The sequence below is a fragment of the Shewanella scandinavica genome (genome assembly GCF_031932065.1).
Lineage (GTDB): Bacteria > Pseudomonadota > Gammaproteobacteria > Enterobacterales > Shewanellaceae > Shewanella > Shewanella baltica.
The window spans coordinates 47,847-69,582 of record NZ_JAUOES010000025.1 but is presented as its reverse complement, the minus strand read 5'-3'; the positions used below and the strand labels follow the sequence as shown (position 1 = coordinate 69,582).

The window sequence follows — 21,736 nt, the reverse complement described above, 5'->3', positions numbered from 1 at the left end:
CTAAATTCTCTGTGTACTTTAGATCAACAGATGACACTAATGCTCGAAAGGCGAGTCATGGTGATTTGCGAGACGACCGTCCGCCCCATGGACGGGGCGGTCGAGCATCCAAGGATGGACTGGCTGCGAGTCGGTGAGCGAATGCCATGACTCACCTATACATTGATACCTGCAAACGCGAAGATCCCAACAACTGAAATCACAGATGACTCAGTAAAATTGATCAACGCATGTTTGACCCATTAAAAAGCCAGTAAAGATAACCTCTACTGGCTTTTGGTTCATGAAAATAGGTCTAGATTTATAACTAACTCAAACTAATCCAAACTCATCTCAAAACTGGCCTAACCCTTTGGGCTATGACTTCTTAGGAAAAATGGGATAGGACTCTGTGCCTAACACTTTGCCATCGACCTCGACACCATAGTAATCGCTATCATTATGGTATTTCTCCTGCGCCTGCTTCACATCGCCCTTGCTACGTGGGTCCTGTGGACGCTCGTGGGAGTTGATATAAGCTGCAACGTCCCAAGCCTGTTGGTTAGTTAACTGCATACTTTTACCAAAAGGCATGTTTTCATGGATGAAGAATGCAGCAGTATTGACCCTGTGCATTCCTGCCCCCCAGTTGTAACTCTTAGGCCCCCACAGCGGTGGCAGCGCATACACGCCTGCAATCGCTTGACCTTGTCCATCAACACTGTGGCAAGTTTGGCAATGGGCGACATAGACCTCTTTACCCCGTTCAGGTGAATAGGCTTGTTCGGGTTTTGGGATCTCAGGATAACCACGACCCGGCAAGTTGGCACGCTGCTCAACTGTCATCGCCTTGGCTAATATCTCAGGTAGCGGGAAGTCTTCCCTCTTAGCCCCTTTAACTAACTCGGCATCGCTAAGCTCAGGGACTGGGCCGCTAATATTAGCTTCGTCCATCAAACCACCCATGCCTAACCAATAGGCATAGGCAGATAGCGCTACTAGCTCAGGGCTCGCCGATGCAGGGGCTTTACCATTCATCGAATAGTTAAAGCAGCCCTGAATGCGCTCTTCAAAGCTACTGACCTTATTATCTTTTTTGCGATAGGCCGGATAAGCAAAATACGCGCCCCATAGAGGTGAAGCATTGGCTTTACGGCCCGCATCCATATGGCAGTTGGTGCAATTAAGCTCGTTGCCCACATACTTATCACGCAGCTGTTGGGTATTCACAAATAGCTGATAACCCAAACGAACTTTGTCACCAAAGGCGCCTTCAGGAATGGCACTCAAAGGTCTAGGAGTAAGATAGGTTTGATCCGGTATCTTAGGGAAAGAAGGCAGCGGGGCTTGTTTATCTGGGCGCTCTTGCACCGGATCCGATTCGGCTTGCGCCTGCACGGTTAACGACCCCATCGCGGCCAGTAATAACATTGCGGAATATTTCATGGCCGGCTCCTTATTTCAAATTAGCAAAGTAGTTCGCTAAGGCATCAACCTCAGCGGCGGTAAGCTTGTTAGCCACGTTCGCCATCATGCCATCGACATCACCTTTGCGCGTTCCCGACTGCCATGCCAGTAATTGAGTTTTAATATAACTCGCTTGCTGACCGGCTAAACGGGGAAATAAGCCGCCACCTAACCCCGAAGGACCATGGCAGGTCACGCAGGCTGGTAAACCACGTGACCAATCACCTTGGTAGGCTAAACGGGCGGTATCGTCATTGAAAACCACCTGTTCACCGCGGATAACGGGCTTGACCTCATTGGCAGGCTTTGCAGAAAAGTAGTTTGCCACTTGCTCAATCCCATCTCCTTGTAACGTCATTGCCATCGGCATCATGGTTGCGTTTTGGCGCACACCCGCTTGGAAATGCTGTAATTGGGTCGAGATATATTGTTTAGATAATCCCGCTAATCGAGGGCCGAGCGGTTCAACGCCCTGACCTTCTACCCCATGACAAGACACACATAACTGTGCCGGTTGGGGGATAATTTCCATCAATTGTTTGCCAGAAGGCGCAACGGAGGCGGCCGCATAGCCGCTGCATAGCGTTAAGCCTATGACGAATGTTTTAATCTTCATGTTCTATCCTTGAAGAGAGTTAAGCTCTAAAGCATAGGTGGTTATTGTTATTTATGTTGCTGCTCACACACTGAGCCCATTTTTAAATCAGCCGCTCATTTTTAAAACAGCCAATAAATGAGCCTTAGCGTTCCTTAAAGCTCATTTATTGTTCAATCCAAATGGGATAAATTTACCTTACTCTTTGAAAGGGTATGCTGCAAGTCTTCAAGCCCGAGTAGCCAGAATCAATAACCAAATCGCGTCGATTCAAAACGATTCAATAACTTATGTATCAAATAACACAGGAGTAACGTGCCGACGATGGCGGTGAGAATGCTGCTCACTCGATATAAGGCGCTAAAGATTAAATCATTGCCTGGGGTCAGATACTGACCAAACAGAATTCCTAAAGTTGTCATGGCGCCAAAACCCACGCCAGAGCCACTTGCCTCTCGTACATGGGCTTGGCTAAAGATCATCAGTCCAATCCACAGTAAGGGGACGATTAATATCAATAGTCCTGACCAGTCATAGAGTACCAACTGCACAACAACCCCAAACGACACGCCCAGCAAAGTACCTATAGCGCGCTTACGGGCATAGTCGAGTGCGCCATTCCAATGCATAGGAAACAGGAGCAACAAGGTGGTCGCCTGAGCCGACATCGAATCACGCAGATCAAATATTTGGAATACCAGAAACGATGCCGTCGCTATGGTCGCGCCGAGCAAGGCTTCGTGGCGCATTCGATGTGGCGCCTTAGGTCCCGGCTTGTAAGCCGCCCTAGGTTCCACATCGGGCCAGAGTGCCGTCATAGCATAGGCGATAACAACCGACAGGGCCGTTGCCCAAAAGTTACTGAAAACTAAGTCGTTTAAATCAACGCCGGGATAACTAGCAAAGTGCAGCATGATGCTGAGACTGAGCACTCCGTTGGCACCAAAGAGAAACAAACTGCCGCGGGACATGGCAGCAAAGCGATATAAAAATAGTAAAAACACGATGGGTGTCATCAGGCCGGGATGACTGCCAAACAGACCACCGAGCAGTCCAACCTCTAACCCCGCCATGGCAGAAGAGGCCAATAACTGGCGCATAGCATGGCCATTCATCACGGGCACGAGTCCGAGTAGCAGCATAGGCGTCACAGTGAAGAAGACTCCATTGCTCCAACCAAACATTTTACACAGGGTAAAACCTATGGTCGCGCCAGTCGCAATCCGTAAACACTGGCGTAAGTCGTTGGCCGTCAATGGGCTATGGCGTAGTAACATGCTCGTCGCCTTGTTAAGTCGATACGTAAAATGGGAATAAGCTGGCTTATGCTGCGCTCACACTTATGTAGCTTTGAAGCGTTAACTCAAGCGACTCACGGCAAATACAAACCACCGCGAGTCACTCACCCGTCAACAGCAATTAGTGCGAGTAGATAGGCTAGTAAATATAGTGCAGCAGGCTGATTGCTTTAATCTGCACCTTAGCAAGCAAACCAAATAGGCCGTTCTCTGGCAGCAATTGCACTGTGGCGCGCGCCCCTGCTGGCAGATCTTTCATCCCATTGCCATCCAAAATTAAGTGCAATCTGAGTCTTTGGGCATCACGTACCCAACGGTCAGACTCCTGCGGCGCCGCTAAACGGCCATTGGCATCGAATTGCCCAGCACTCACGCCCGCATCGACACTGCTCACCGTCGCCCGATATAAACGGCCAGGTTCGCCATCGAACGCAATCAAAGCGGTCGAAGAAGTATTGACACCACGCAGGCTCTTCTCGCGAAAATCGGCAATAATATCCACTTTATCCGATACCACGGCCAACAGAGGTTGCCCCACGGTCGCAAAACTACCGACTTCTAACTGCAGGTTAGTCACTATCCCATCCTGATCGGCACGTATTTGGGTGTAAGACAGATTAAGCTCGGCTTGGGCAAGATGGTTTTGCGCCTGACGCACCTTAAGATTCTCTTCGCCATAACTGCCACGGCTCACCTTAAGTTTTTCTAAGCGCGCATTGGCGGCGAGCAAATTGGCTTCCGCGGCGGCGGCATCACTATCGGCCTGATCCCTTTGCTGCTGCGATACACCATGGGTGGCATACAGGGCATCGAGACGTTTAGCTTCGCTACGTTTCTGTTGCGAGGTGGTTTTGTTGGCATTAACCTCGGCCTTAGCGGCCAGCAGCGAGGCATCTAACTCAGCATTGTCTTGGCGAGCTTGTTCTAAGGCCAATTTAGCTTGCGATACTGCTAACTCATAGGGCGCGGGATCGACTTGAAACAGCAAATCGCCCTTGGCAACCGCTTGGTTATTAGTCACGGCTATGGTCTGAATTTTACCGCTGATCTGCGGCGTAACCTTAGCCACCACACGTGTGGCCATAGCTTGCGGCGTCAATGGCATCATAGTATCGGCAAGCATAAAATAGCCGAAAACCGCCACAAAGCCGAACATGGCAAATTTTACTAAACGGGCAAACTGTTGATCTGGTGTCATCTTCTTTCTCACAAAATGGTTGCTGTTGCCTTGGCCAACTTGGCGCTGGCGTTGTCACTAATCAGGCTAATAATGCGTTCAAATTCGCTCAACTCTTCGGCACTGATCCCGCCTAATAACTCACGGCGCACTTGAATAATCCGCGCTTCCATTTGCTTTAAAACATCTAATCCCGCTGGCGTCAGGCTCACAATCCTTGCCCGCTTATCTTTGTCACAACAATGACGCTCGACTAGACCTTGCTCTTCTAATTGCCCTAAGGTGCGCATTAGCGAAGCCAATTCAATTTCTAAGGCATCGGCCAACACTTTCTGGCTCACGCTGTCGCCTAAACGCAGTAACTTCCACAATGCCGTCCAACGGGGATGAGTTAATCCCAAAGGCGCCAGCTCGACATCGGCCACGGTGCGCCACAGTCGATGCAGACGGCCTAAATGCTCCGCCAGTGATAACTCTTTTAGTCGCTCTAATTCTTTTTGCATCTTGCTCACCCACTTAGTTAGCGTGCTAAGCATTATACTTAGTTAGCAGGCTAAGTAAATATTTAGGCCCCAAATAGATCTGTGTCCAAGGGCACGAAACGAGCGTAAGAGGGAATAAATAACTTAAAAAGGTTCGCGTCCTCTCAAATCTTATCAAGTTGTATCTCTATAATATCAAACGGATAAATTGAGTTGATTTGCACATGAATTGGAGGCTGTTTTGATAAATCTAAAAATTAGTACGAGGATCGTTATTGGGATCTGTCTATTACTGTTAACAGTAATGAGCTTTATCATGCCGCTAGTTCTCTCTGAATTCAGTCGCCAAGTTGCAGAATCCGAGCAAAGAGAACTCCATAAGATCTATGAAACCGCTGTTGCCGAGATAGCCTCATCGGGCAAATTAGCCGAAGCAATGGCAACCATCATCTCACTCACACCAGAAGTTCAAAGCACCTTTGCAACAGGCGAGCGTGATGAACTCACCGCCCGTACCTTACCTATATTTACCCAACTTAAGCGCGATTTTGCGGTTCAGCAATTCCAATTTCATAGGCCACCAGCCACTTCTTTTCTACGCTTGCATCGTCCCGAAAAATTTGGCGATGATCTCACCAGCATACGCAAGACCATAGTTGAAACAAATAGCCAAAAGCGCCCTCTTTATGGCTTGGAATATGGAGTGGAAGGATTAGGTATTCGTGGTTTAGTTCCAATGAATTACAACGGACAACACACAGGATCAGTTGAGTTTGGCATGTCCTTCGGTCAACCCTTTTTTGATAATTTTAAACAAGCCTATCAAGCAGAAATTGCCCTCATCTTGCCAGATGGTTCAGGGTACAAGTTATTTGGCGCCACATTTACACCAGATACCCAAGCGACAGATGAACTCAGTAACGTCATGCAAGGCCATGAAGTCATACGCACTATTTCTTTAAATAACAAAACCTACGCCCTGTATCGCCACGCCATAAAAGATTACTCAGGAAACGTGTTTGGCGTACTAGATATTGCGATGGATAGAACCCATTCAGAACAAGCGATAGCGGATATTCGCCTTAAGTTGATCCTTATCGGTTTAGTGGCTCTGGTCATTGGAACTGCCATTGCTTGGTTTATTGCCAAAGGGATTACTCGCCCTATCGCTGAAACCACCCAAGCCATGAATGATATCGCTGAAGGTGAAGGCGATTTAACCCGCAGAATCGCGGTAAAAGGTAAGGATGAAATTGCTGAATTATCGATGGCATTCAACCGGTTTGTAGAAAAAATCCACAACACAGTTTCCCACGTCGCCGACTCAACAAGCTTGCTCGCAACCTCTGCTGAAGAAATGTCGAGCATTACGCGGGAAACCCAGAAGATGGCGAGTCGTCAACACCTCGAAACAGATCAAGTTGCCACCGCAATGAATGAAATGGCCGCAACGGTACAAGAAGTTGCCCATAACGCAACCGATGCGGCCGATGCCGCCAATCATGCCAATGACTCAACCGAACAAGGCAAATTAGTTGTACAAAAAGTGGTAACCACTATCGCAATATTAGCCGAGGAAATAGCCACAGCAGCAAGTGCAATCAATGAATTAGAGCGTAATACCGCTGAAATCGATTCTGTGCTTGTGGTTATCCGTAACATTGCCGACCAAACTAATTTACTCGCACTCAATGCGGCAATTGAAGCCGCAAGGGCGGGAGAACAAGGTCGAGGATTTGCGGTCGTTGCCGATGAAGTACGCACTCTGGCGAGCCGCACTCAAGCATCTACGACAGAAATTCAGCAGATGATCGAAGCGCTTCAGCATAAAGCTAAGTCTACAGTCAATGCGATGGAAACCAGCACCCGCACCACCCAAAGCTGTGTATCCCAAGTTCACCAAGCGGGTGAGGCACTCGAAGCCATTACCCATGCGGTTTCCACCATTAGCCAGATGAATATCCAAATCGCCAGCGCGGCAAATGAGCAGTGTGCAGTTTCAGCAGAGATCAATAAAAATGTTAATAACATCAATGACATTGCAACTAATGCGACAGATAGTGCGGTACAAACTGCACGCGCTGGCGATGAGCTTGCCCAACTCGCAGTCCGTTTAACAACTTTATTAGCTCAATTTAGAATTTAAACAAAACAAAACAAAACGCCGCATTCTCTGCGGCGTTTTTATTAGCTTATTTTATAAAGTTTTACTTAGGACGCACGCCTAACGTATGGCAAATCGCATAGGTCAATTCGGCGCGATTTAACGTATAAAAATGGAAATCCTTCACGCCTTCGCGGGACAGTACTTTTACCATATCGATTGCCACGTTTGCACCCACCAATTGGCGTGTACCGGCATCATTTTCTAAACCATCGAATTGCTTGTGTAGCCAGCCCGGTAACGACACATTGGTCATGCCCGCGAAACGTTTTAACTGAGTAAAGTTAGTCACAGGCAAGATGCCCGGTACGATTTCAACGTCGATACCGGCGGCAACGCAGCGGTCACGAAAGCGCAGGTAAGATTCCACATCGAAGAAAAACTGGGTAATGGCACGGCTAGCGCCCGCATCAATCTTGCGCTTAAGGTTGATCAAATCCGCCTGTGCATTGCTCGCATCGGGATGCACTTCTGGATAGGCCGCAACGGAAATATCAAAGTCAGCCACAGAGCGCAGTAAACGCACTAAATCCGCCGCAAAACGAGTTGGCTTTGGGCTGCCTGCAGGTAAATCACCCCGTAGCGCCACTATGTCACGAATGCCCGACTTCCAGTAATGCTTAGCCAGTTCTAACAGCTCTTCATCACTGGCATCCACTAAGGTTAAGTGCGGCGCGGCAATGAGGTCGGTTTCCTGTTGGATACGTTCAATCACGCCATGGGTGCGGTCGCGCACACCTGAGTTAGCACCGTAAGTCACAGACACAAACTTAGGATTCAGCGGCTCTAAACGACGGATAGAGTTCCACAGGATTTGTTCCATTTCGGGGGTCGATGGCGGAAAAAACTCAAAAGAAACATTAATATCGCCATTAAGCTCAGACAAACTCTGGTTCAGCGATTGTGAATGTTGTGCGTGATGAAAAGCCATGTGTATTTCCTCAACCGCCCTTGGCGCGACTCTTTGCTAGTATGAATTCGTTCAAATGGACGTTTGGACGTCTATATGTCCATATACTAGAGAAACTGAGATGTAAGTCAAGCCAAAAAATGTCCATAAGCCGCATTTAATCTCGGTTAATTCGATAGATTTATTCTAGCCAATAAAAAAGGACTCGAAGGAGTCCTTAAAGAAGCTTGATATCGCGTTATTCCTGCAGCAGATCGCGACAGATCTGCGTCAGATCCGACTGCACCGCCGCCGCTGTCACTTCGCGTCCGGCGCCCGGCCCACGGATGATCAGCGGATTACCTTGGTAGAAGGCACTGCGGATCACAAACACGTTATCGCCGGGGGTCAAATTAGCGTAGGGATGATGGGCATCAATCCATTGCAAACCGACTTCGGCTTTAAGCTCTGGGCCGCTGTTATCTAAGGATGCCACGTATCTGAGCACCTTATTTTGCTCCGCCGCCGCACCATACTGTTGCAGCAGATCGGCATCTAACTCGGCAATGCGGGTGAGAAATTGATCTAAGGGAATATCCGCCAAAGCGGCTGGTACGAGTGAGCGCAGCTCAATATCTTCAAGCTCGATTTCAAGGCCAATCTCACGGGCTAAGATAAGCAGTTTACGCTGCATATCACGGCCGGAGAGATCGTCGCGGGGATCGGGTTCAGTAATACCTAAGCCTCTGGCTTCAATCACTAATTCTGAAAATGGCTTGCTGGTATCATATTTCTCAAACAACCAACACAGGGTGCCGGAGAAAATCCCGCCCACCGCTTCAACGCTATCACCGCTGTTACGCAGATCATTTAGCGCATGTTGGATGGGTAAACCTGCGCCACAGCTGGCGTTATAGCGCCAAAACAAACGACGGTTACTCAGTTGCTGCTTTAACTCACGGTAGAAAGGCAGTGGACCCGAGCCCGCAAGTTTATTCGCGCTCACCACATGGATACCGCGCTCGAATAGCTCTGGATATTGCAGCGTCAAACTGGCACTGGCACTGATATCTAAGGCCACCAGCTCATCGCAGTTAACCCGTTCTAATTGCTCGAACAAGTGCTCGTACTGCCAAGGTGTTGCCTCGGTATTAAACTCAGTCTGCCACGCGGCAAGATTAATCCCTGTGGATTTAATCAAAGCTTTACTCGAACTGACCAAACCGACTAACTCAACACTGGCTTCGAGTTCATGGTCCAATGATGGTGAAACCGACTTAAACAAATCGACCCAAGCCTCACCGATATTACCCACACCGAGCAGCAAGACACCAATGCGTTTACGTGGCCCAGCGCAGCGACGGTGGACCTTTTGGGTTAACAGATTCACCTGCGACTGAGGCACCAGCGTCACTAAGCTTAAGTCACCACTAAACAAAGGTTTAGCATCACGACTTAATAAACGGGCGAAGCTACGGCGATAATGTTCGGCATCGGCACTCACTAACGCCACTAGGCCGAGATCTGTGTTGATCTGTTGTTCGCTGATCCCTAATGCTTGTGCCTCGGCATCGAGCAATCTTTGCACTTGTTTTTGATTTTCAGCGGTATAGGCAAGCTCAACCCTTTGATGGGCAGACGTCCAATGGGCCAATGGCGTTAAACCCGCGGCGATCAACGAATCTAATAGGCTTGTTAATTCGCCCGTGAGCTTAAAGCCGAACAAGACGACAGCATTGAGGTTCGTCACCACAGGCGCGCTCGCAGACGAACTGTGGGGCGCAATCAAGGTAAAGTCGGTGTGGGACGCATAACTTGAGCGCACCGCTAAACTCACTTCGGTATTGAACAAAGGCTGCAGAGTGCGCGAATGCAATACCGGCGAGCCTAAACGCGCTAAGCGGTCAGCTTCGGCAAGTGACATGCTTTTCAGTAATTTAGCATCGTTGATTTTATTAGGATCGGCGTTGAACACCCCTTCTACATCGGTCCAAATGGTCACGCGCTCAATATCGGCGAGACTAGCAATCAGGCTGGCGCTAAAATCTGAGCCATTACGACCAAGTAATAAAGTATCGCCGCGCTCGTTAGCGCAGATAAAGCCAGTGATCACCAGTCGTTCATTTGGGTGGGCGGCCAACAGCGCTTGTACTTTTGCGCGGGATTCCTGCACCCGAATTTGTGGCACGGCGGCTTCATCGGCCACTAAAATTGAACAGGCATCCACGTGGCTTGCCGCCACACCAGATTCGCGCAGCAGCGCCGCCATCAAGCGCGCCGACCAACGCTCGCCAAAGCTCACCACATGGTTAACTTGGTATTCGTTACGTTCGTCGAGGGACAATAAACTGATGAGTTGCGCCTGATCTGTCGCCAAACGCTCGCGCAGATCGCGGGCTTGTTCGTTCGACAACAACTGCTCAATCAACCCCTGTTGGTAACTGATCAGCACTTGTAATTCTTCTTGCCATAGCTGACCCGCATCACGCAGCGCTAATAATTTATACAGGAAATTCGTGCTTTTACCCGCCGCAGAGACCACCACGAGATCATCACTATGACCGTGGGTTAACAGGATATGGGCGACTCGGCGATAACAATCGGCATCCGCTAAACTGGAGCCACCAAATTTATGTAAGTGACAACGTGCCATCTATTATTCCTCTACTGACAAGCCGCAACGGCGGCTAATCCTGCTTGAATATCTGCAACTAAATCGGCGGCATCTTCAATACCCACCGATAGACGCAATAGGGTGTCCTTAATACCAGCCTCGAAGCGCGCCTGCGGCTCCATGGCTCTGTGGGTCATAGTGGCGGGCACTGCCACTAAACTTTCGACGCCACCTAAACTTTCCGCCACACTAAATAAGCTGAGTGCACCTAAAAAGGCCACCACTTCGGCCTCGCCGCCTTTGAGCTCAAAGCTCAGCATAGCGCCAAAGCCCTGTTGTTGCTTGGCCGCAATGGCGTGACCTGGATGATCCGCAAGCCCTGGGTAATAGACTTTGCTCACCACAGGGCTTTGCGTTAATACCTCAATAATACGCTGGGCATTGGTTTGATGCTCGCGAATACGCACAGCTAAGGTACGTAGGCCGCGCAGGGTCAGATAACTGTCGAAGGCTGACCCCGTTAAGCCTAGAGTGTTCGACCACCAATGTAAGCTTTCGCCGATTTGCGCATCTTTGGCGACCACAGCGCCGCCGACCACATCGCTGTGACCATTGATATATTTAGTGGTGGAGTGGATAACGATATCCGCGCCTAACAATAGGGGTTGTTGCAATATCGGCGATAAAAAAGTGTTATCGACCACGACTAGTGCGCCGACCTCATGGCTCGCCTTGGCAATGGCTTCGATATCCACCACACGCAATAACGGGTTCGATGGGGTTTCGAGCCACACCATCTTAGGATTCTGCGCAATGGCGGCGGCTAACGCTTGGCTGTCGGTTTGGTCGACCACAATGAGCTTAAACTGGCCTTTCTTCGCCAAGTTGGTAAATAAACGGTAGGAACCACCATAGCAATCATGGGGCACAACTAATAGGTCATCGGGGCCGAGCAAAGTAGTCACTAAGGTGATGGCCGCCATGCCAGTGCACGTCACTATGCCAGTGGCACCCTTTTCTAATTGCGCTAATGCTTCACCTAAAATGCAGCGCGTTGGGTTGCCTGAACGACTGTAATCGAATTCGCGGGGATTTTTATGACCATCGAAGGCGTAATTAGTCGACAAATAAATCGGTGGCACAACTGCGCCATATTGAGTATCGCTTTCGATACCCTGACGCACTGCCAGTGTGGCTAATTGACGCTCTGCCATGGGTGGACTCCTAAATTCGATAGACTGATAGAGATGTCTGGACGTCTAAATGTACCTAAGCCCAACGTCATCGTCAATAGGCGTGAAGACGTTTAGACGTCTGAACATAAAGAAATCTGTTTGCAATCACAAAGAAATAGTAGCAATAATTTGACTGTTCTTTGTAAGGGTTTAAAATCTGCCCCGAATTTAGCGTTATAACAGGTGAGTCAATGACTGAATGGAATGGGGAATACATCAGCCCCTATGCTGAACATGGCAAGAAGAATGAACAAGTAAAAAAAATTACTGTGTCTATTCCGCTCAAAGTGCTTAAGGTCCTTACGGACGAACGAACTCGTCGTCAGGTCAATAATTTGCGTCACGCCACCAACAGCGAGCTGTTGTGTGAGGCATTTTTGCACGCCTACACTGGCCAGCCATTGCCTAACGATGAAGATCTGTCAAAAGATAGCCCAGACAGCATTCCCGCCGAAGCCAAGTTGCTGATGGACGAGATGGGGATCGAGTGGGAAGACATGGAATAGCGACTTGTCGCTGGCAAAGTTACATCACAGTGCTCATCAATAGGGATCGTTAACGATCCCTTTTTGTTTATATGGAATCCTATGTTTTCTATGATAGATCCACAGACTCTTGCCTTGGCCTCGCTGATTGTATTTCTTGGCGCCTTAACCCAGAGCCTGATTGGGTTTGGCCTAGCGGTTGTCGCCAGTCCTTTGCTGTATATCGTCGATCCGCAGCTCGTACCGGGTCCCGTTATTGCCATGGGATTTACCATCTCGCTACTGACCTTATTCCGGGAACGTGGTCATTTAGAATTCAATGGCTTGCAATATGCGCTCCTAGGTCGCGTGCCCGGTGGTTTTATCGGCGCGAGTCTGTTGCTGTTTGCGCCTCAGCCCATACTCGGGTTATCCATCGCCGCCATTGTAGCGGTCGCGGTTATCCTTAGCCTGTATAAATTCAGCCTACCCGTGAATAAGAAAACCCTCTTCGGCGCGGGTGTCGTCTCGGGGATTTTCGGTAATATTGCCGCTATTGGTGGTCCGCCGATGGCGATTCTATTGTCAGGCAAAGACGCTTCGCAGTTTCGCGCCGCCCTGTCGGCCTTCTTCATTTTTAGCTCCACCATAGCTATGGTCATTCTGGCGATCACTGGTTTATTAGAATTGAAGCACCTGTGGCTGTCGTTACTACTGTTACCTTCTGTGCTTTTAGGGTATTTAGTCGCCGGGCGATTGGTAGGCCGTGTCGATAAAGAGAAGACTAAAATGGCGACCTTAGTCCTGTGCAGTATCAGCGCCTTAGTGCTAACGGTGAAGTCGGTTATCGAACTCTTACCCCAATAAGCGTCCTGCTTGTACTGGCAAACCTTCTCAAAATTCAAACAATAAAAAAGCACTGACATTGTCAGTGCTTTTCTTTATCTATCAATATGTAAAGTCAACTTACACTCAGCTTAAATAGCTTTGCCCTGCATACACAATAAAGTGTCTTAGCGCGAGTACGCCGGTTAAGCTAGCGCAAGCCACCATAATCATTGCGCCCTTAGTGTGGCGAGTCGCGGCAGGTAACAACATGAACAGCAATGGAATACCAAAGCCAATCCCGACGACGCCAATCCAGAACACACTTGCCCATAGCCCTGAGGTTAACGACGCTAAAGCCGCAGCCGCTGCGCCGCCCTTGAAGTACAAGGCGCAGAACAACATGAACAGGAACAGGATTTCAATCGCCATCACAGGCAATTCTAACCCGTGCATCTTAGCCAAAGTCTTATCATGGCTATCGGTCTTAAACAACAAGAGTGCCAGTACCGCATTTGCCGCAGCGCCCGCCGATAAACCCGACACTAAAAACAGCGCAGGCAGTACCGCAGTGTTGAGCATAGGGTAAGCATTCATCGCCGAAATTAAGAAGCCAGTGTAAGCCCCTACGCCAATGGCGAGGACAAACAACAATACTTCAATCAGCTTTCGAAAAGGCATAAGTAACTTAGCGATAGGCGCTAGGAAACCTAAACCCCATTTCGGTAAGTCATCCCGCAGCACAATAATGGCGTAGGCAAAAGCTAAGGGAGAATACGCCAGCAGCGCCAGCACCCCGATTGCCATCACAGACTGGAAGTTATAGTGAATTAAAATCAGCCAGAAGTGGAATGGTTTAGTTAAATCAAACACTAAGCAAGCTAGACCTAAGCTAATCGCCACAGGCCCAATAATGGCCGCAGCCTTAAGAATGCTGCTTTCGGCTTCGGTGCTGAGTTCCTTATTCGCCCAGCGCAAACCAATGCCAATCAGTAAACTGCCCGCAGATAACCCCGCCATAAACAGGTAAACGGCAATGACCCAGTGCCAAGTGACAGGATCATATTGCGCCATGTCGCCCCAAGTATTGTTCATAATCAAATCCCCCCTCTTTTGGTAGGAACGCGATATACCCTAGGTTTAGTGCCTAAATGGGTTTTATCTTGGTATGTGATTTTAGTGTTGAGCATGATGGCTACTTCACTCTGCGGATCATTAGCATCACCAAACACTAAGGCATCGGTTGGACACACAGTCACACAAGCAGGCTCTTCGCCCCGCGCCAAACGCGTGTCTTTACAGAAGTTACACTTATCCGCCGCCTTGGTTTCTGGGTTCATAAAGCGCACTTTATAAGGGCACGCTGCCACGCAGTACATACAGCCGACACACTTCTCGGTATGGATAGAGATAATGCCGTCTTCACCCACATAGGCAGCGCCCGTTGGGCACACCTTAACGCAGGGTGCATCTTCACATTGTTGGCAAGATACCCTGTGATATTTGAAATGCAGATTGGGCATCTCACCAAAGGGGCCTTCCACACGCACTTGCAGACGAGTTACGCCTTCGGGTACGCCATTTTCACTGCGACACGCCACATTACAGGCTTGGCAGCCGATGCACTTGTTCTCGTCGTGCACCATTACATATCGTTTATTCATTTAAGCCTCCGATTAGCGCTTTGCCAGCGTGACGCCCGTGGTGTGCACTGTCATGCCACACACAGGAGCAGTAACGTGCGGCAGTAAGTTACCGCAGTGGATACCTTTGCCCGTTGCTCTGACCAACTCTTTGTTTTTAGAACCAAAGCCCATGTAAGCAAACACAGTATCTTGGCGAATACCCGGCGTGACTAAGGCATGGCCTTCTTCCGAGCCAACACTGCTGGTGAGGCGGATTGGGTCGCCATTGCTGATGCCTAATTTGCCCGCAGTGACGGGGTGAACCCACACAGCGTTATCCGACATTAGGTTAGCGAGCATAGGTACATTGTGGGTGGCGCCATTGGTGTGCACCGCCACTTTGCCTTGGATAAAGTACAGCTCATCTGCTTTTTTAAGATTCACTTCGCGGAACTTGATCACCCCACGGCCTGGTGCCATGGCTTCTACTTTCGCGGAAGTGAGTTCAATCTTGCCACTAGGGGTTTTAAAGGTCAGTGCACTGGCGTAAGTGCCGTCTTCATCGGCTGGCCGCGCATTGGGGTATGCCTTAATAAACTCGGCAACCATCTTAGGCTCGCACAACATAATTGGCTTACCGAAGCTCACGAAACCTTCGTCTTTGATACGGCGCAGCAGGTCAGTGTCGCGGTTCACCTGCAGCATTTGCAGGGTTTCCATGTTTTCCCATGGATAGAACTCGCCAAGGCCCATAGCCACACCCACATCCTTAAAGATCTGCCAAGAAGGCTTAGTATCACCTAAGGTTTCAACGACCCGTTGGCGCACATAATAGGCCGGATTTTTACCTGACTTATCAGCAATTTCTTCATCACGTTCAAGATAAGTTGACTCAGGTAAAATCACGTCCGCATAGGCGGCGGTTTCGCTGATATACACATCACACACGGCGATAAAGTCGAGCTTTTTCATCGCTTCAACAACGCGCGCCCTGTCTGTCATGGTTTGCATTGGGTTAGTGCGTGACATCACCCAGCCGTGTAACTGGTAAGGAACAGCGCTTAACGTGGCATCGAGAATGGTTTGGTAAACGCCGCCCGATGTCCACATCATGGCGTACTGTTCTTCCACCTGATCGATACGTTTCGCTGCTGGTTTTGGCATGTCTTTCACGCCAGGTTTTGCCAATACGGGCGCAACCGCTTCACCGGCAAGCTTGTTGTAATCACCGGGTTTCTGGCCGATATAAATCCCGCCCTTACGCTCGATGTTACCAATCAAGACGTTAGCGGCGTAAAGGGCGCGGCGCATCTCAAACTCTTCGGTGGTAAAGGTGGCTCTGTGACCAAAATCGACCACAGCATGGGGCGCTTTAGCGGCATATTCGTGGGCGATACGACGAATGTCTTTGGCAGGCACATCGGAGATGGTTTCGGCCCATTCAGGGGTATAGGCTTTCACTTCGGCGGCAAAGGCTTCGAAGCCTTCCACATAGCGCGCGACAAATGCCTTGTCGTAAAGATTATCTTCAATCAATACATGGCATAACGCCAAGGCGACGGCCACGTCTGTTCCGGGGCGAATGGCGTACCATTCATCGGCCTTGTCGGCCACAATGGAGAATCTTGGCTCGAACACCACCAGCTTGGCACCTTTGTCCATTTGCGCCGCCATCATGCCGCGGGTTTCGGACATATTGATGCCTTCGTACAGGTTATGACCGAAGTTAATGATGTATTTTGAATTGCCTAAATCACGTTTAACCTTAGTGCCAAAAATAGCCTTAGCGGCAATTTCATAACCACCAGGGCAAGTCGACGCGTGGGTAAAGGTATTTGGACTACCAAAGGCGGTCGCAAGGTGAAACAAATGCTTTTCCTGTGAGCCAGATTTTGACGAGAATGCCACGGCTTCTGGGCCATGTTCTTTTTTGATTTTATTGAGGTTTTCAGCGATTAATTTATAAGCCTCATCCCAACTGATCTCAGCCCATTTGCCTTCACCGCGCTCACCGACCCGCTTTAACGGTTTAACGATACGCTGTGGATCGTACAATAAACTATGGCCTGCGCCGCCACGGGCACACACTTTACCGCCAAAGGATTTAGCGGCCTTGTTGCCACTAATGAACACGTTTTTGCCCTCAATCACCCGCGCCGAAATTGGGCAGCGAGTCGAACACATTTCACAAATACTGGCAATGTCTTTGCCCATGCCCTTTAGCTGCTTATTCTCTAATGCCGCTAAGCTGCCCGGCAGCAGACTGGCCAGCGCACACGTGGCGCTGCTCGCTCCTGCTCCCTTTAAAAAGGTTCGCCTATTAAGCTCAATCATGGTTACCTCCATCACGCTCATCCCACCCGTCAGTCGCCACATTGGACGCCATCGAGCAGAGGTTTGCTCACTGATTTGATTACTTTTTTAGTTATAAAAGCGTAAAAACAGCGCCACCATATCTTCAAAATACACGGCATACGCTGAATACACTGCTCATCCACAGAGATTGTTATCCCGAAAGAGGTAGGTGGGTATTGTGGTAAACCACATGGGGAAGCTCGGTGTGATCTACCGCAACTAAAACCTAAGACTGACCTTGAAATACGTGAATAAGATCAATAGGTCTTAAAAAACGGACAGAAAAAGCCGCCAGATGGGACAAATGGCGGCTTCAAAAACAAACAGATATTTCAGTAAATTGCGATAACACTCGTGGGATGAGCATCACTATGCTGAGTGAAAAGCTGAGTAAAAACCTACCACAATCCTTAATCCATTAATTCTATATCGAGGCAGTTGAGCAGCCGAATCGCTTCGTCGCGGCTAAACTTAGCCCTTTTGATTTTATTGTTAAAAATGTCGATATCGTAATTAGTGGCCTCGCTGAAATCCGCCTCCAATAATTGAGTTCGGCCAAACAGACTATGACTAAAATCCGTGTAGGTGAAATTGGCTTGATTAAAATTGCCCTCGCGAAAATCCACATCGTGGGCCTTACACTCTTCGATGATGATTTCATCGAGGGACAAGCCTAAAAATGAGCAGTCATTTAGAATGCATTGCTTAAAGGAAAAGGGCGCGGCAAAGGATAAACGCGACCATGCGGCGCGGGTCCAATCGATACCGACTAACTTACACTCTTCAAACTCGACCCCGCTGAACTGGCACTGGGGCACTTTCACTAAGCTCAAGTTGCAGCGTACAAAGCGACAATCGATAAACTTACATTTACGAAAAACGCTCTCGCTAAAATGACAGTCTTGAAAGCAGCAATCCTCGAACTCGATGCCCTGTAGCTCTTGGGCTAATTCCGACAAACCATTGAACTGTTTTGATAAAAAACTATTGCCCTGCAAAGCCGCACTTGAGGCTAATTGCGATGGCGCGAGCTGTGATGATGCAAGCTGCGATTGTGTAAGCTGTGGCACTTCTTTCTGTGATGACATAACACCTCTAATCCTGCCAAATCCCCAACAATATGATAATGCAGGGTAATTTGGCTAGGTACGACCTAATGTTGACTTTCTGATAGGGGCGCCTGCTAGAGAGTCGCGACGAGTTCCTCAAGCTGATCGGTCGCCTTAGACCAACCCGGATGAAACCCCATATCCTCATGATTCTGCCTCTCTTCGCTATTCCAATACAGCACCCGCGCAGTGTACTTCCCTCCATTGGATATTTGGATTGATGGTCTTGTGGGCTGCAGCTACGTCATAAGCTCGCACATCAGCGCGCTAAAATACAGCCCTTCAACATTAGCTCGTCCGCAGAACACCAGCACTCCATCATGCTCAGCACTGAGTGTTAGCGCGTGATTCCCTTGCAAATCCTTACGCCCGCTAGATTCAAGCCACAGAACTATATAAAGAGCAGTGTAAAGGGCTGTGTAAAGATCTGTGCAAAGAGCGATGCAAATAGCCGTGGCAAATTTTGTCAAAAAAGGTAGAATGTCGCCACTTTTTCGCGGCAGTCTAGCACAAGGTTCTCTCGGATTAATGGTTAGCATTTTCGAGCAAAATGGCACGGGCCCAGCCCGCTTTAACAGACCACTTTCACTGTGGTGCCAACCTTGCCCTGCGTTTGTTCCATCCCTTGCATTATCTCCTGCTGACACAATTCAAACACCGCCCGAAAATACCCCTTTTGCTGTTCAAGATTTAACATCAAATCCCGCAAACTGGCTGAGCGCTTTACGCCCTAAGCCACGCGCGAATAATAAAGCGGTTGCAATGAATCTGGCTGTTGCTAACGCCATAATCCTTCTGCAAACCGACACTTATAAAAACCTTATCCCTACACTCTCTATCCTAAGGAATACTCGTCATGAGTCTTGCTGATTCCGTATTAGCCGTGAATAACGATTTGCCAATCCGCACCGACAGCCCAGTCCACAGCGGCAAGGTTCGCAGCGTTTACTGGCTAACCGATGCCGACAGCCGCCGTTTAATCAAAACCAAGGGTTATAACGTCCCCGAAGATACCCCGCTTGCCATCATGGTGATCAGCGACCGTATCTCGGCCTTCGACTGTATCTTCCACGGTGAAGGCGGCCTCAAAGGCATTCCCGGTAAAGGCGCGGCATTAAATGCCATTTCTAATCATTGGTTTAAGCTATTTGCCGAAAACGGTTTAGCCGACAGCCATATTTTGGATATCCCGCACCCGTTCGTATGGATAGTCCAAAAAGCCCGCCCCATTAAAGTCGAAGCCATTTGCCGCCAGTACATCACAGGCTCAATGTGGCGCGCTTACTCTAAGGGCGAGCGAGTATTCTGTGGCATCACATTGCCAGAAGGCTTAGAGAAAGATCAAAAGCTCCCTGAGCTGTTAATCACCCCATCGACTAAGGGCATTTTAACCGGTATTCCGGGTGTGCCCGCGCAGGACGACGTGAACATCAGTCGAGCCGATATCGAAGCCAACTACCAAGCCTTTGGCTTTGAAAAGTTAGAAGATATCGACCTGTACGAGAAGCTGTTAAAGGATGGCTTTAAAGTGATATCAAAAGCGCTGGCCGACATTGATCAAGTGTTTGTCGACACTAAATTTGAGTTCGGTTATGTCACCGACAAAAACGGTAATTCAAAACTGATTTACATGGATGAAGTTGGCACTCCAGACTCATCACGTATTTGGGACGGCGCCGCCTACCGCGATGGCAAAATCCTTGAAAACTCTAAGGAAGGCTTCCGCCAGTTCCTGTTAAATCATTTCCCCGATCCAGATGTGCTGCTCAACAAAGACAGAATGCCAGAGCGTGAAGCCCTAGCCCGCGATAATGACCTGCCACTTGAGGCCATGATGCAAGTGTCACGCACTTACACCGGCGTTGCCGAGAAAGTGACTGGCGCTCCAATCCCGCTGCCAGCGAATCCAAAGGCAGATATCATCAAGATCCTACGGGAAGAGTATGATCTGATTGTTTAAGCAAATCATAGTGGGATGAGGAGTTTTCCCTTTCCCAAAGAGCAGAAAGGCGCTTAGGCGCCTTTTTGTTTGCTTTACAAAAGCAGCTTTTCCAAACTTCGTTTGGATCAAAGTCGTGGGGCTTCACCCCACACCCGACCAAGGAGGACTGCTCGTCCTATCCTCCTTGGATGCTCCAAGACGCTCCTAGCGAAGTTACATGCATTAGATACTAGCTTCGTGCTTATTCGAAAATAGCTAACGCTTCCGATGGGGCGTCCCTTCCCCCCGAAAGCTACGCAGACGTCCTGTCTGCATCACGCTATTTCCTTCAACGCCCTTCAGCAACTTCGCAGGGAAAGGTGTACTTCTGAGGCTTTGGTGCTGTCAGCATGTCATCTAAAGCAACTCGAATGATGTCTACCATCTCTTTTAAAAAATTTAACAATGGTGGCTTGTTAAAGTCCCTATTGCCCTTCTTGCCCCAAACAAAGTTACATACATCAGAAATAAGCCTTAGGCTTATAGATAAATTTTTAAAGTGCTCATATATTATGCAAAACAAGTTGTACAAATAGCCTTCAATCTTGTAGGTTACCCTCAGGTTTTATAGCAATAGGGAAGTAGATGAGCATAGTTAACGGTTCAGTAGATTCATTTCTAAGATTCAGATTAGAATCCCTACAAAATGAACATTTCCCTGATAGTGATGTGATTGTTTACTATGGGCCCATTGAATTTTGGTCAAAAGATCTATTTCGTAGACAACTTGAGGCCTGTGCAGCTAATGAACAAAAAGAAAAACTTCTCATCATCTTACAAACAGGTGGAGGTTCAGCTGAAACCGTCGAAAAAATGGTAGAAATGTCTAGACATTTTTACCAACAAGTTAACTTCCTTGTTCCTGATGTAGCTATGTCTGCTGGTACTATTTGGTGTATGTCTGGTGACAAAATATACATGGATTATTCTTCATCGTTAGGGCCTATTGACCCACAAGTTTTAAACAATGAAAAAAAATGGGTACCAGCTCTCGGATACTTAGATAAGTGTAATGAACTCATACAAAAAAGTGCCAGCGGTACACCTCTCTGTAACGCTGAGTTAGTGATGTTAAATAGCTTGGATTTGGCATCTTTGCGTAATTATGAACAAGCGCGAGATTTGTCAGTATCATTGCTTAAAAAATGGCTTGTTGACTTCAAGTTCAAAGATTGGAGAATCCATCGTTCTGATGGTCCCAAAAAAGAGCAGCCTGTTACAGTTGCAGAAAAAGAAGAACGAGCTTCTGAGATCGCCAAAATGTTAAGTGATAACAATAGGTGGCATAGCCATGGTAGGATGATAGGTATTAAAACGCTACAGCGCGAACTGAAGTTGGAAATTGACGACTATACTCAAAACAATTCACTAAGAGAATCGATAAATATGCTGCATGACTTTTGCAGCGATTACATACATAAAATGGGACGAGTAGTCCTAGTATGTTCAAAATATGGAGTATCTTAAGGAACATAAC

General features: G+C 48.5%; 19 protein-coding genes. 6 read left to right on the top strand and 13 right to left on the bottom strand.

Translation table 11 applies throughout. The features are described from left to right. Positions 1-357 precede the first annotated feature (357 nt). The 5 genes from Q4Q50_RS18250 to slyA all read right to left on the bottom strand — a co-directional run bounded on the left by Q4Q50_RS18250 (position 358) and on the right by slyA (position 5,019). Complete coding sequence (locus Q4Q50_RS18250; RefSeq protein WP_311900528.1) at positions 358-1,425, bottom strand: c-type cytochrome; 1,068 nt, start codon at positions 1,423-1,425, stop codon at positions 358-360. 10 nt (positions 1,426-1,435) lie between these two features. Further along, positions 1,436-2,062: a c-type cytochrome gene (locus Q4Q50_RS18245; protein ID WP_006083208.1), complete on the bottom strand. Its 627-nt coding sequence runs from the start codon at positions 2,060-2,062 to the stop codon at positions 1,436-1,438. A gap of 227 nt (positions 2,063-2,289) precedes the next feature. Further along, positions 2,290-3,318, bottom strand: coding sequence for a DUF2955 domain-containing protein (locus Q4Q50_RS18240; RefSeq protein ID WP_107946477.1), 1,029 nt, complete (start codon positions 3,316-3,318; stop codon positions 2,290-2,292). A 160-nt stretch (positions 3,319-3,478) separates the two neighbouring features. Beyond that, positions 3,479-4,537 (bottom strand): HlyD family secretion protein, encoded by a 1,059-nt coding sequence (locus tag Q4Q50_RS18235; RefSeq protein WP_311900527.1) that lies wholly within the window; start codon positions 4,535-4,537, stop codon positions 3,479-3,481. 8 nt (positions 4,538-4,545) lie between these two features. Continuing rightward, positions 4,546-5,019, bottom strand: a complete 474-nt coding sequence (gene slyA, locus Q4Q50_RS18230; RefSeq protein WP_311900526.1) for a transcriptional regulator SlyA — start codon at positions 5,017-5,019, stop codon at positions 4,546-4,548. 223 nt (positions 5,020-5,242) lie between these two features. Here slyA and Q4Q50_RS18225 point away from each other — a divergent pair, with 223 nt between their 5' ends. Then, positions 5,243-7,144, top strand: coding sequence for a methyl-accepting chemotaxis protein (locus Q4Q50_RS18225; protein ID WP_311900532.1), 1,902 nt, complete (start codon positions 5,243-5,245; stop codon positions 7,142-7,144). 61 nt (positions 7,145-7,205) lie between these two features. Here Q4Q50_RS18225 and metF read toward each other — a convergent pair whose 3' ends face one another. The 3 genes from metF to metB form a co-directional block, all read right to left on the bottom strand. Then, positions 7,206-8,093: a methylenetetrahydrofolate reductase gene (gene metF, locus Q4Q50_RS18220; RefSeq protein WP_261273594.1), complete on the bottom strand. Its 888-nt coding sequence runs from the start codon at positions 8,091-8,093 to the stop codon at positions 7,206-7,208. Between the two features lie 217 nt (positions 8,094-8,310). After that, complete coding sequence (locus tag Q4Q50_RS18215) at positions 8,311-10,704, bottom strand: bifunctional aspartate kinase/homoserine dehydrogenase II (RefSeq protein ID WP_311900525.1); 2,394 nt, start codon at positions 10,702-10,704, stop codon at positions 8,311-8,313. Between the two features lie 11 nt (positions 10,705-10,715). Continuing rightward, positions 10,716-11,879, bottom strand: coding sequence for a cystathionine gamma-synthase (gene metB / locus Q4Q50_RS18210; RefSeq protein ID WP_131524362.1), 1,164 nt, complete (start codon positions 11,877-11,879; stop codon positions 10,716-10,718). A gap of 212 nt (positions 11,880-12,091) precedes the next feature. On the opposite strand from metB, the gene metJ reads away from it, so the two are divergent. Further along, entirely contained in the window at positions 12,092-12,406 is a 315-nt protein-coding gene (gene metJ / locus Q4Q50_RS18205; RefSeq protein WP_006083215.1) for a met regulon transcriptional regulator MetJ, read from the top strand. Between the two features lie 81 nt (positions 12,407-12,487). Beyond that, a complete protein-coding gene (locus tag Q4Q50_RS18200; RefSeq protein ID WP_311900523.1) occupies positions 12,488-13,231 on the top strand; it encodes a sulfite exporter TauE/SafE family protein in 744 nt (247 codons plus the stop codon). Between the two features lie 105 nt (positions 13,232-13,336). On the opposite strand, the gene nrfD is transcribed toward Q4Q50_RS18200, so the two are convergent. From nrfD to Q4Q50_RS18175, 5 genes are all read right to left on the bottom strand, one after another. Then, a complete protein-coding gene (nrfD, locus tag Q4Q50_RS18195) occupies positions 13,337-14,284 on the bottom strand; it encodes an NrfD/PsrC family molybdoenzyme membrane anchor subunit (RefSeq protein WP_311900522.1) in 948 nt (315 codons plus the stop codon). A gap of 2 nt (positions 14,285-14,286) precedes the next feature. Then, positions 14,287-14,853, bottom strand: a complete 567-nt coding sequence (locus Q4Q50_RS18190) for a 4Fe-4S dicluster domain-containing protein (RefSeq protein ID WP_219234513.1) — start codon at positions 14,851-14,853, stop codon at positions 14,287-14,289. A gap of 12 nt (positions 14,854-14,865) precedes the next feature. Next, the gene (gene phsA / locus Q4Q50_RS18185; RefSeq protein WP_311900520.1) at positions 14,866-17,148 is read right to left on the bottom strand and encodes a thiosulfate reductase PhsA; all 2,283 of its coding nucleotides are present in this window, start codon (positions 17,146-17,148) and stop codon (positions 14,866-14,868) included. Between the two features lie 431 nt (positions 17,149-17,579). Continuing rightward, the gene (locus Q4Q50_RS18180) at positions 17,580-18,257 is read right to left on the bottom strand and encodes a pentapeptide repeat-containing protein (RefSeq protein ID WP_311900519.1); all 678 of its coding nucleotides are present in this window, start codon (positions 18,255-18,257) and stop codon (positions 17,580-17,582) included. Between the two features lie 95 nt (positions 18,258-18,352). After that, the gene (locus Q4Q50_RS18175; RefSeq protein ID WP_311900531.1) at positions 18,353-18,490 is read right to left on the bottom strand and encodes an SRPBCC domain-containing protein; all 138 of its coding nucleotides are present in this window, start codon (positions 18,488-18,490) and stop codon (positions 18,353-18,355) included. 229 nt (positions 18,491-18,719) lie between these two features. Here Q4Q50_RS18175 and Q4Q50_RS18170 point away from each other — a divergent pair, with 229 nt between their 5' ends. The 3 genes from Q4Q50_RS18170 to Q4Q50_RS18160 all read left to right on the top strand — a co-directional run bounded on the left by Q4Q50_RS18170 (position 18,720) and on the right by Q4Q50_RS18160 (position 21,726). Continuing rightward, positions 18,720-19,148, top strand: coding sequence for a hypothetical protein (locus Q4Q50_RS18170; protein ID WP_311900517.1), 429 nt, complete (start codon positions 18,720-18,722; stop codon positions 19,146-19,148). After that, on the top strand, positions 19,135-20,238 hold the full coding sequence (locus Q4Q50_RS18165; RefSeq protein ID WP_311900515.1) for a phosphoribosylaminoimidazolesuccinocarboxamide synthase: 1,104 nt from the start codon (positions 19,135-19,137) through the stop codon (positions 20,236-20,238). Before Q4Q50_RS18170 ends, Q4Q50_RS18165 begins: the two co-directional genes overlap by 14 nt. A gap of 606 nt (positions 20,239-20,844) precedes the next feature. Continuing rightward, the gene (locus tag Q4Q50_RS18160) at positions 20,845-21,726 is read left to right on the top strand and encodes an SDH family Clp fold serine proteinase (protein ID WP_311900514.1); all 882 of its coding nucleotides are present in this window, start codon (positions 20,845-20,847) and stop codon (positions 21,724-21,726) included. The last annotated feature ends 10 nt before the right edge of the window (positions 21,727-21,736 follow it).

Excerpts from the sequence above, each read along its gene's own strand:
- Q4Q50_RS18250 (WP_311900528.1), bottom strand. The coding sequence starts at position 1,425 with ATGAAATATTCCGCAATGTTATTACTGGCCGCGATGGGGTCGTTAACC.
- Q4Q50_RS18245 (WP_006083208.1), bottom strand. The coding sequence starts at position 2,062 with ATGAAGATTAAAACATTCGTCATAGGCTTAACGCTATGCAGCGGCTAT.
- Q4Q50_RS18240 (WP_107946477.1), bottom strand. The coding sequence starts at position 3,318 with ATGTTACTACGCCATAGCCCATTGACGGCCAACGACTTACGCCAGTGT.
- Q4Q50_RS18235 (WP_311900527.1), bottom strand. The coding sequence starts at position 4,537 with ATGACACCAGATCAACAGTTTGCCCGTTTAGTAAAATTTGCCATGTTC.
- slyA (WP_311900526.1), bottom strand. The coding sequence starts at position 5,019 with ATGCAAAAAGAATTAGAGCGACTAAAAGAGTTATCACTGGCGGAGCAT.
- metF (WP_261273594.1), bottom strand. The coding sequence starts at position 8,093 with ATGGCTTTTCATCACGCACAACATTCACAATCGCTGAACCAGAGTTTG.
- Q4Q50_RS18215 (WP_311900525.1), bottom strand. The coding sequence starts at position 10,704 with ATGGCACGTTGTCACTTACATAAATTTGGTGGCTCCAGTTTAGCGGAT.
- metB (WP_131524362.1), bottom strand. The coding sequence starts at position 11,879 with ATGGCAGAGCGTCAATTAGCCACACTGGCAGTGCGTCAGGGTATCGAA.
- metJ (WP_006083215.1), top strand. The coding sequence starts at position 12,092 with ATGACTGAATGGAATGGGGAATACATCAGCCCCTATGCTGAACATGGC.
- Q4Q50_RS18200 (WP_311900523.1), top strand. The coding sequence starts at position 12,488 with ATGTTTTCTATGATAGATCCACAGACTCTTGCCTTGGCCTCGCTGATT.
- nrfD (WP_311900522.1), bottom strand. The coding sequence starts at position 14,284 with ATGAACAATACTTGGGGCGACATGGCGCAATATGATCCTGTCACTTGG.
- Q4Q50_RS18190 (WP_219234513.1), bottom strand. The coding sequence starts at position 14,853 with ATGAATAAACGATATGTAATGGTGCACGACGAGAACAAGTGCATCGGC.
- phsA (WP_311900520.1), bottom strand. The coding sequence starts at position 17,148 with ATGATTGAGCTTAATAGGCGAACCTTTTTAAAGGGAGCAGGAGCGAGC.
- Q4Q50_RS18180 (WP_311900519.1), bottom strand. The coding sequence starts at position 18,257 with ATGTCATCACAGAAAGAAGTGCCACAGCTTACACAATCGCAGCTTGCA.
- Q4Q50_RS18170 (WP_311900517.1), top strand. The coding sequence starts at position 18,720 with ATGCAAATAGCCGTGGCAAATTTTGTCAAAAAAGGTAGAATGTCGCCA.
- Q4Q50_RS18165 (WP_311900515.1), top strand. The coding sequence starts at position 19,135 with ATGAGTCTTGCTGATTCCGTATTAGCCGTGAATAACGATTTGCCAATC.
- Q4Q50_RS18160 (WP_311900514.1), top strand. The coding sequence starts at position 20,845 with ATGAGCATAGTTAACGGTTCAGTAGATTCATTTCTAAGATTCAGATTA.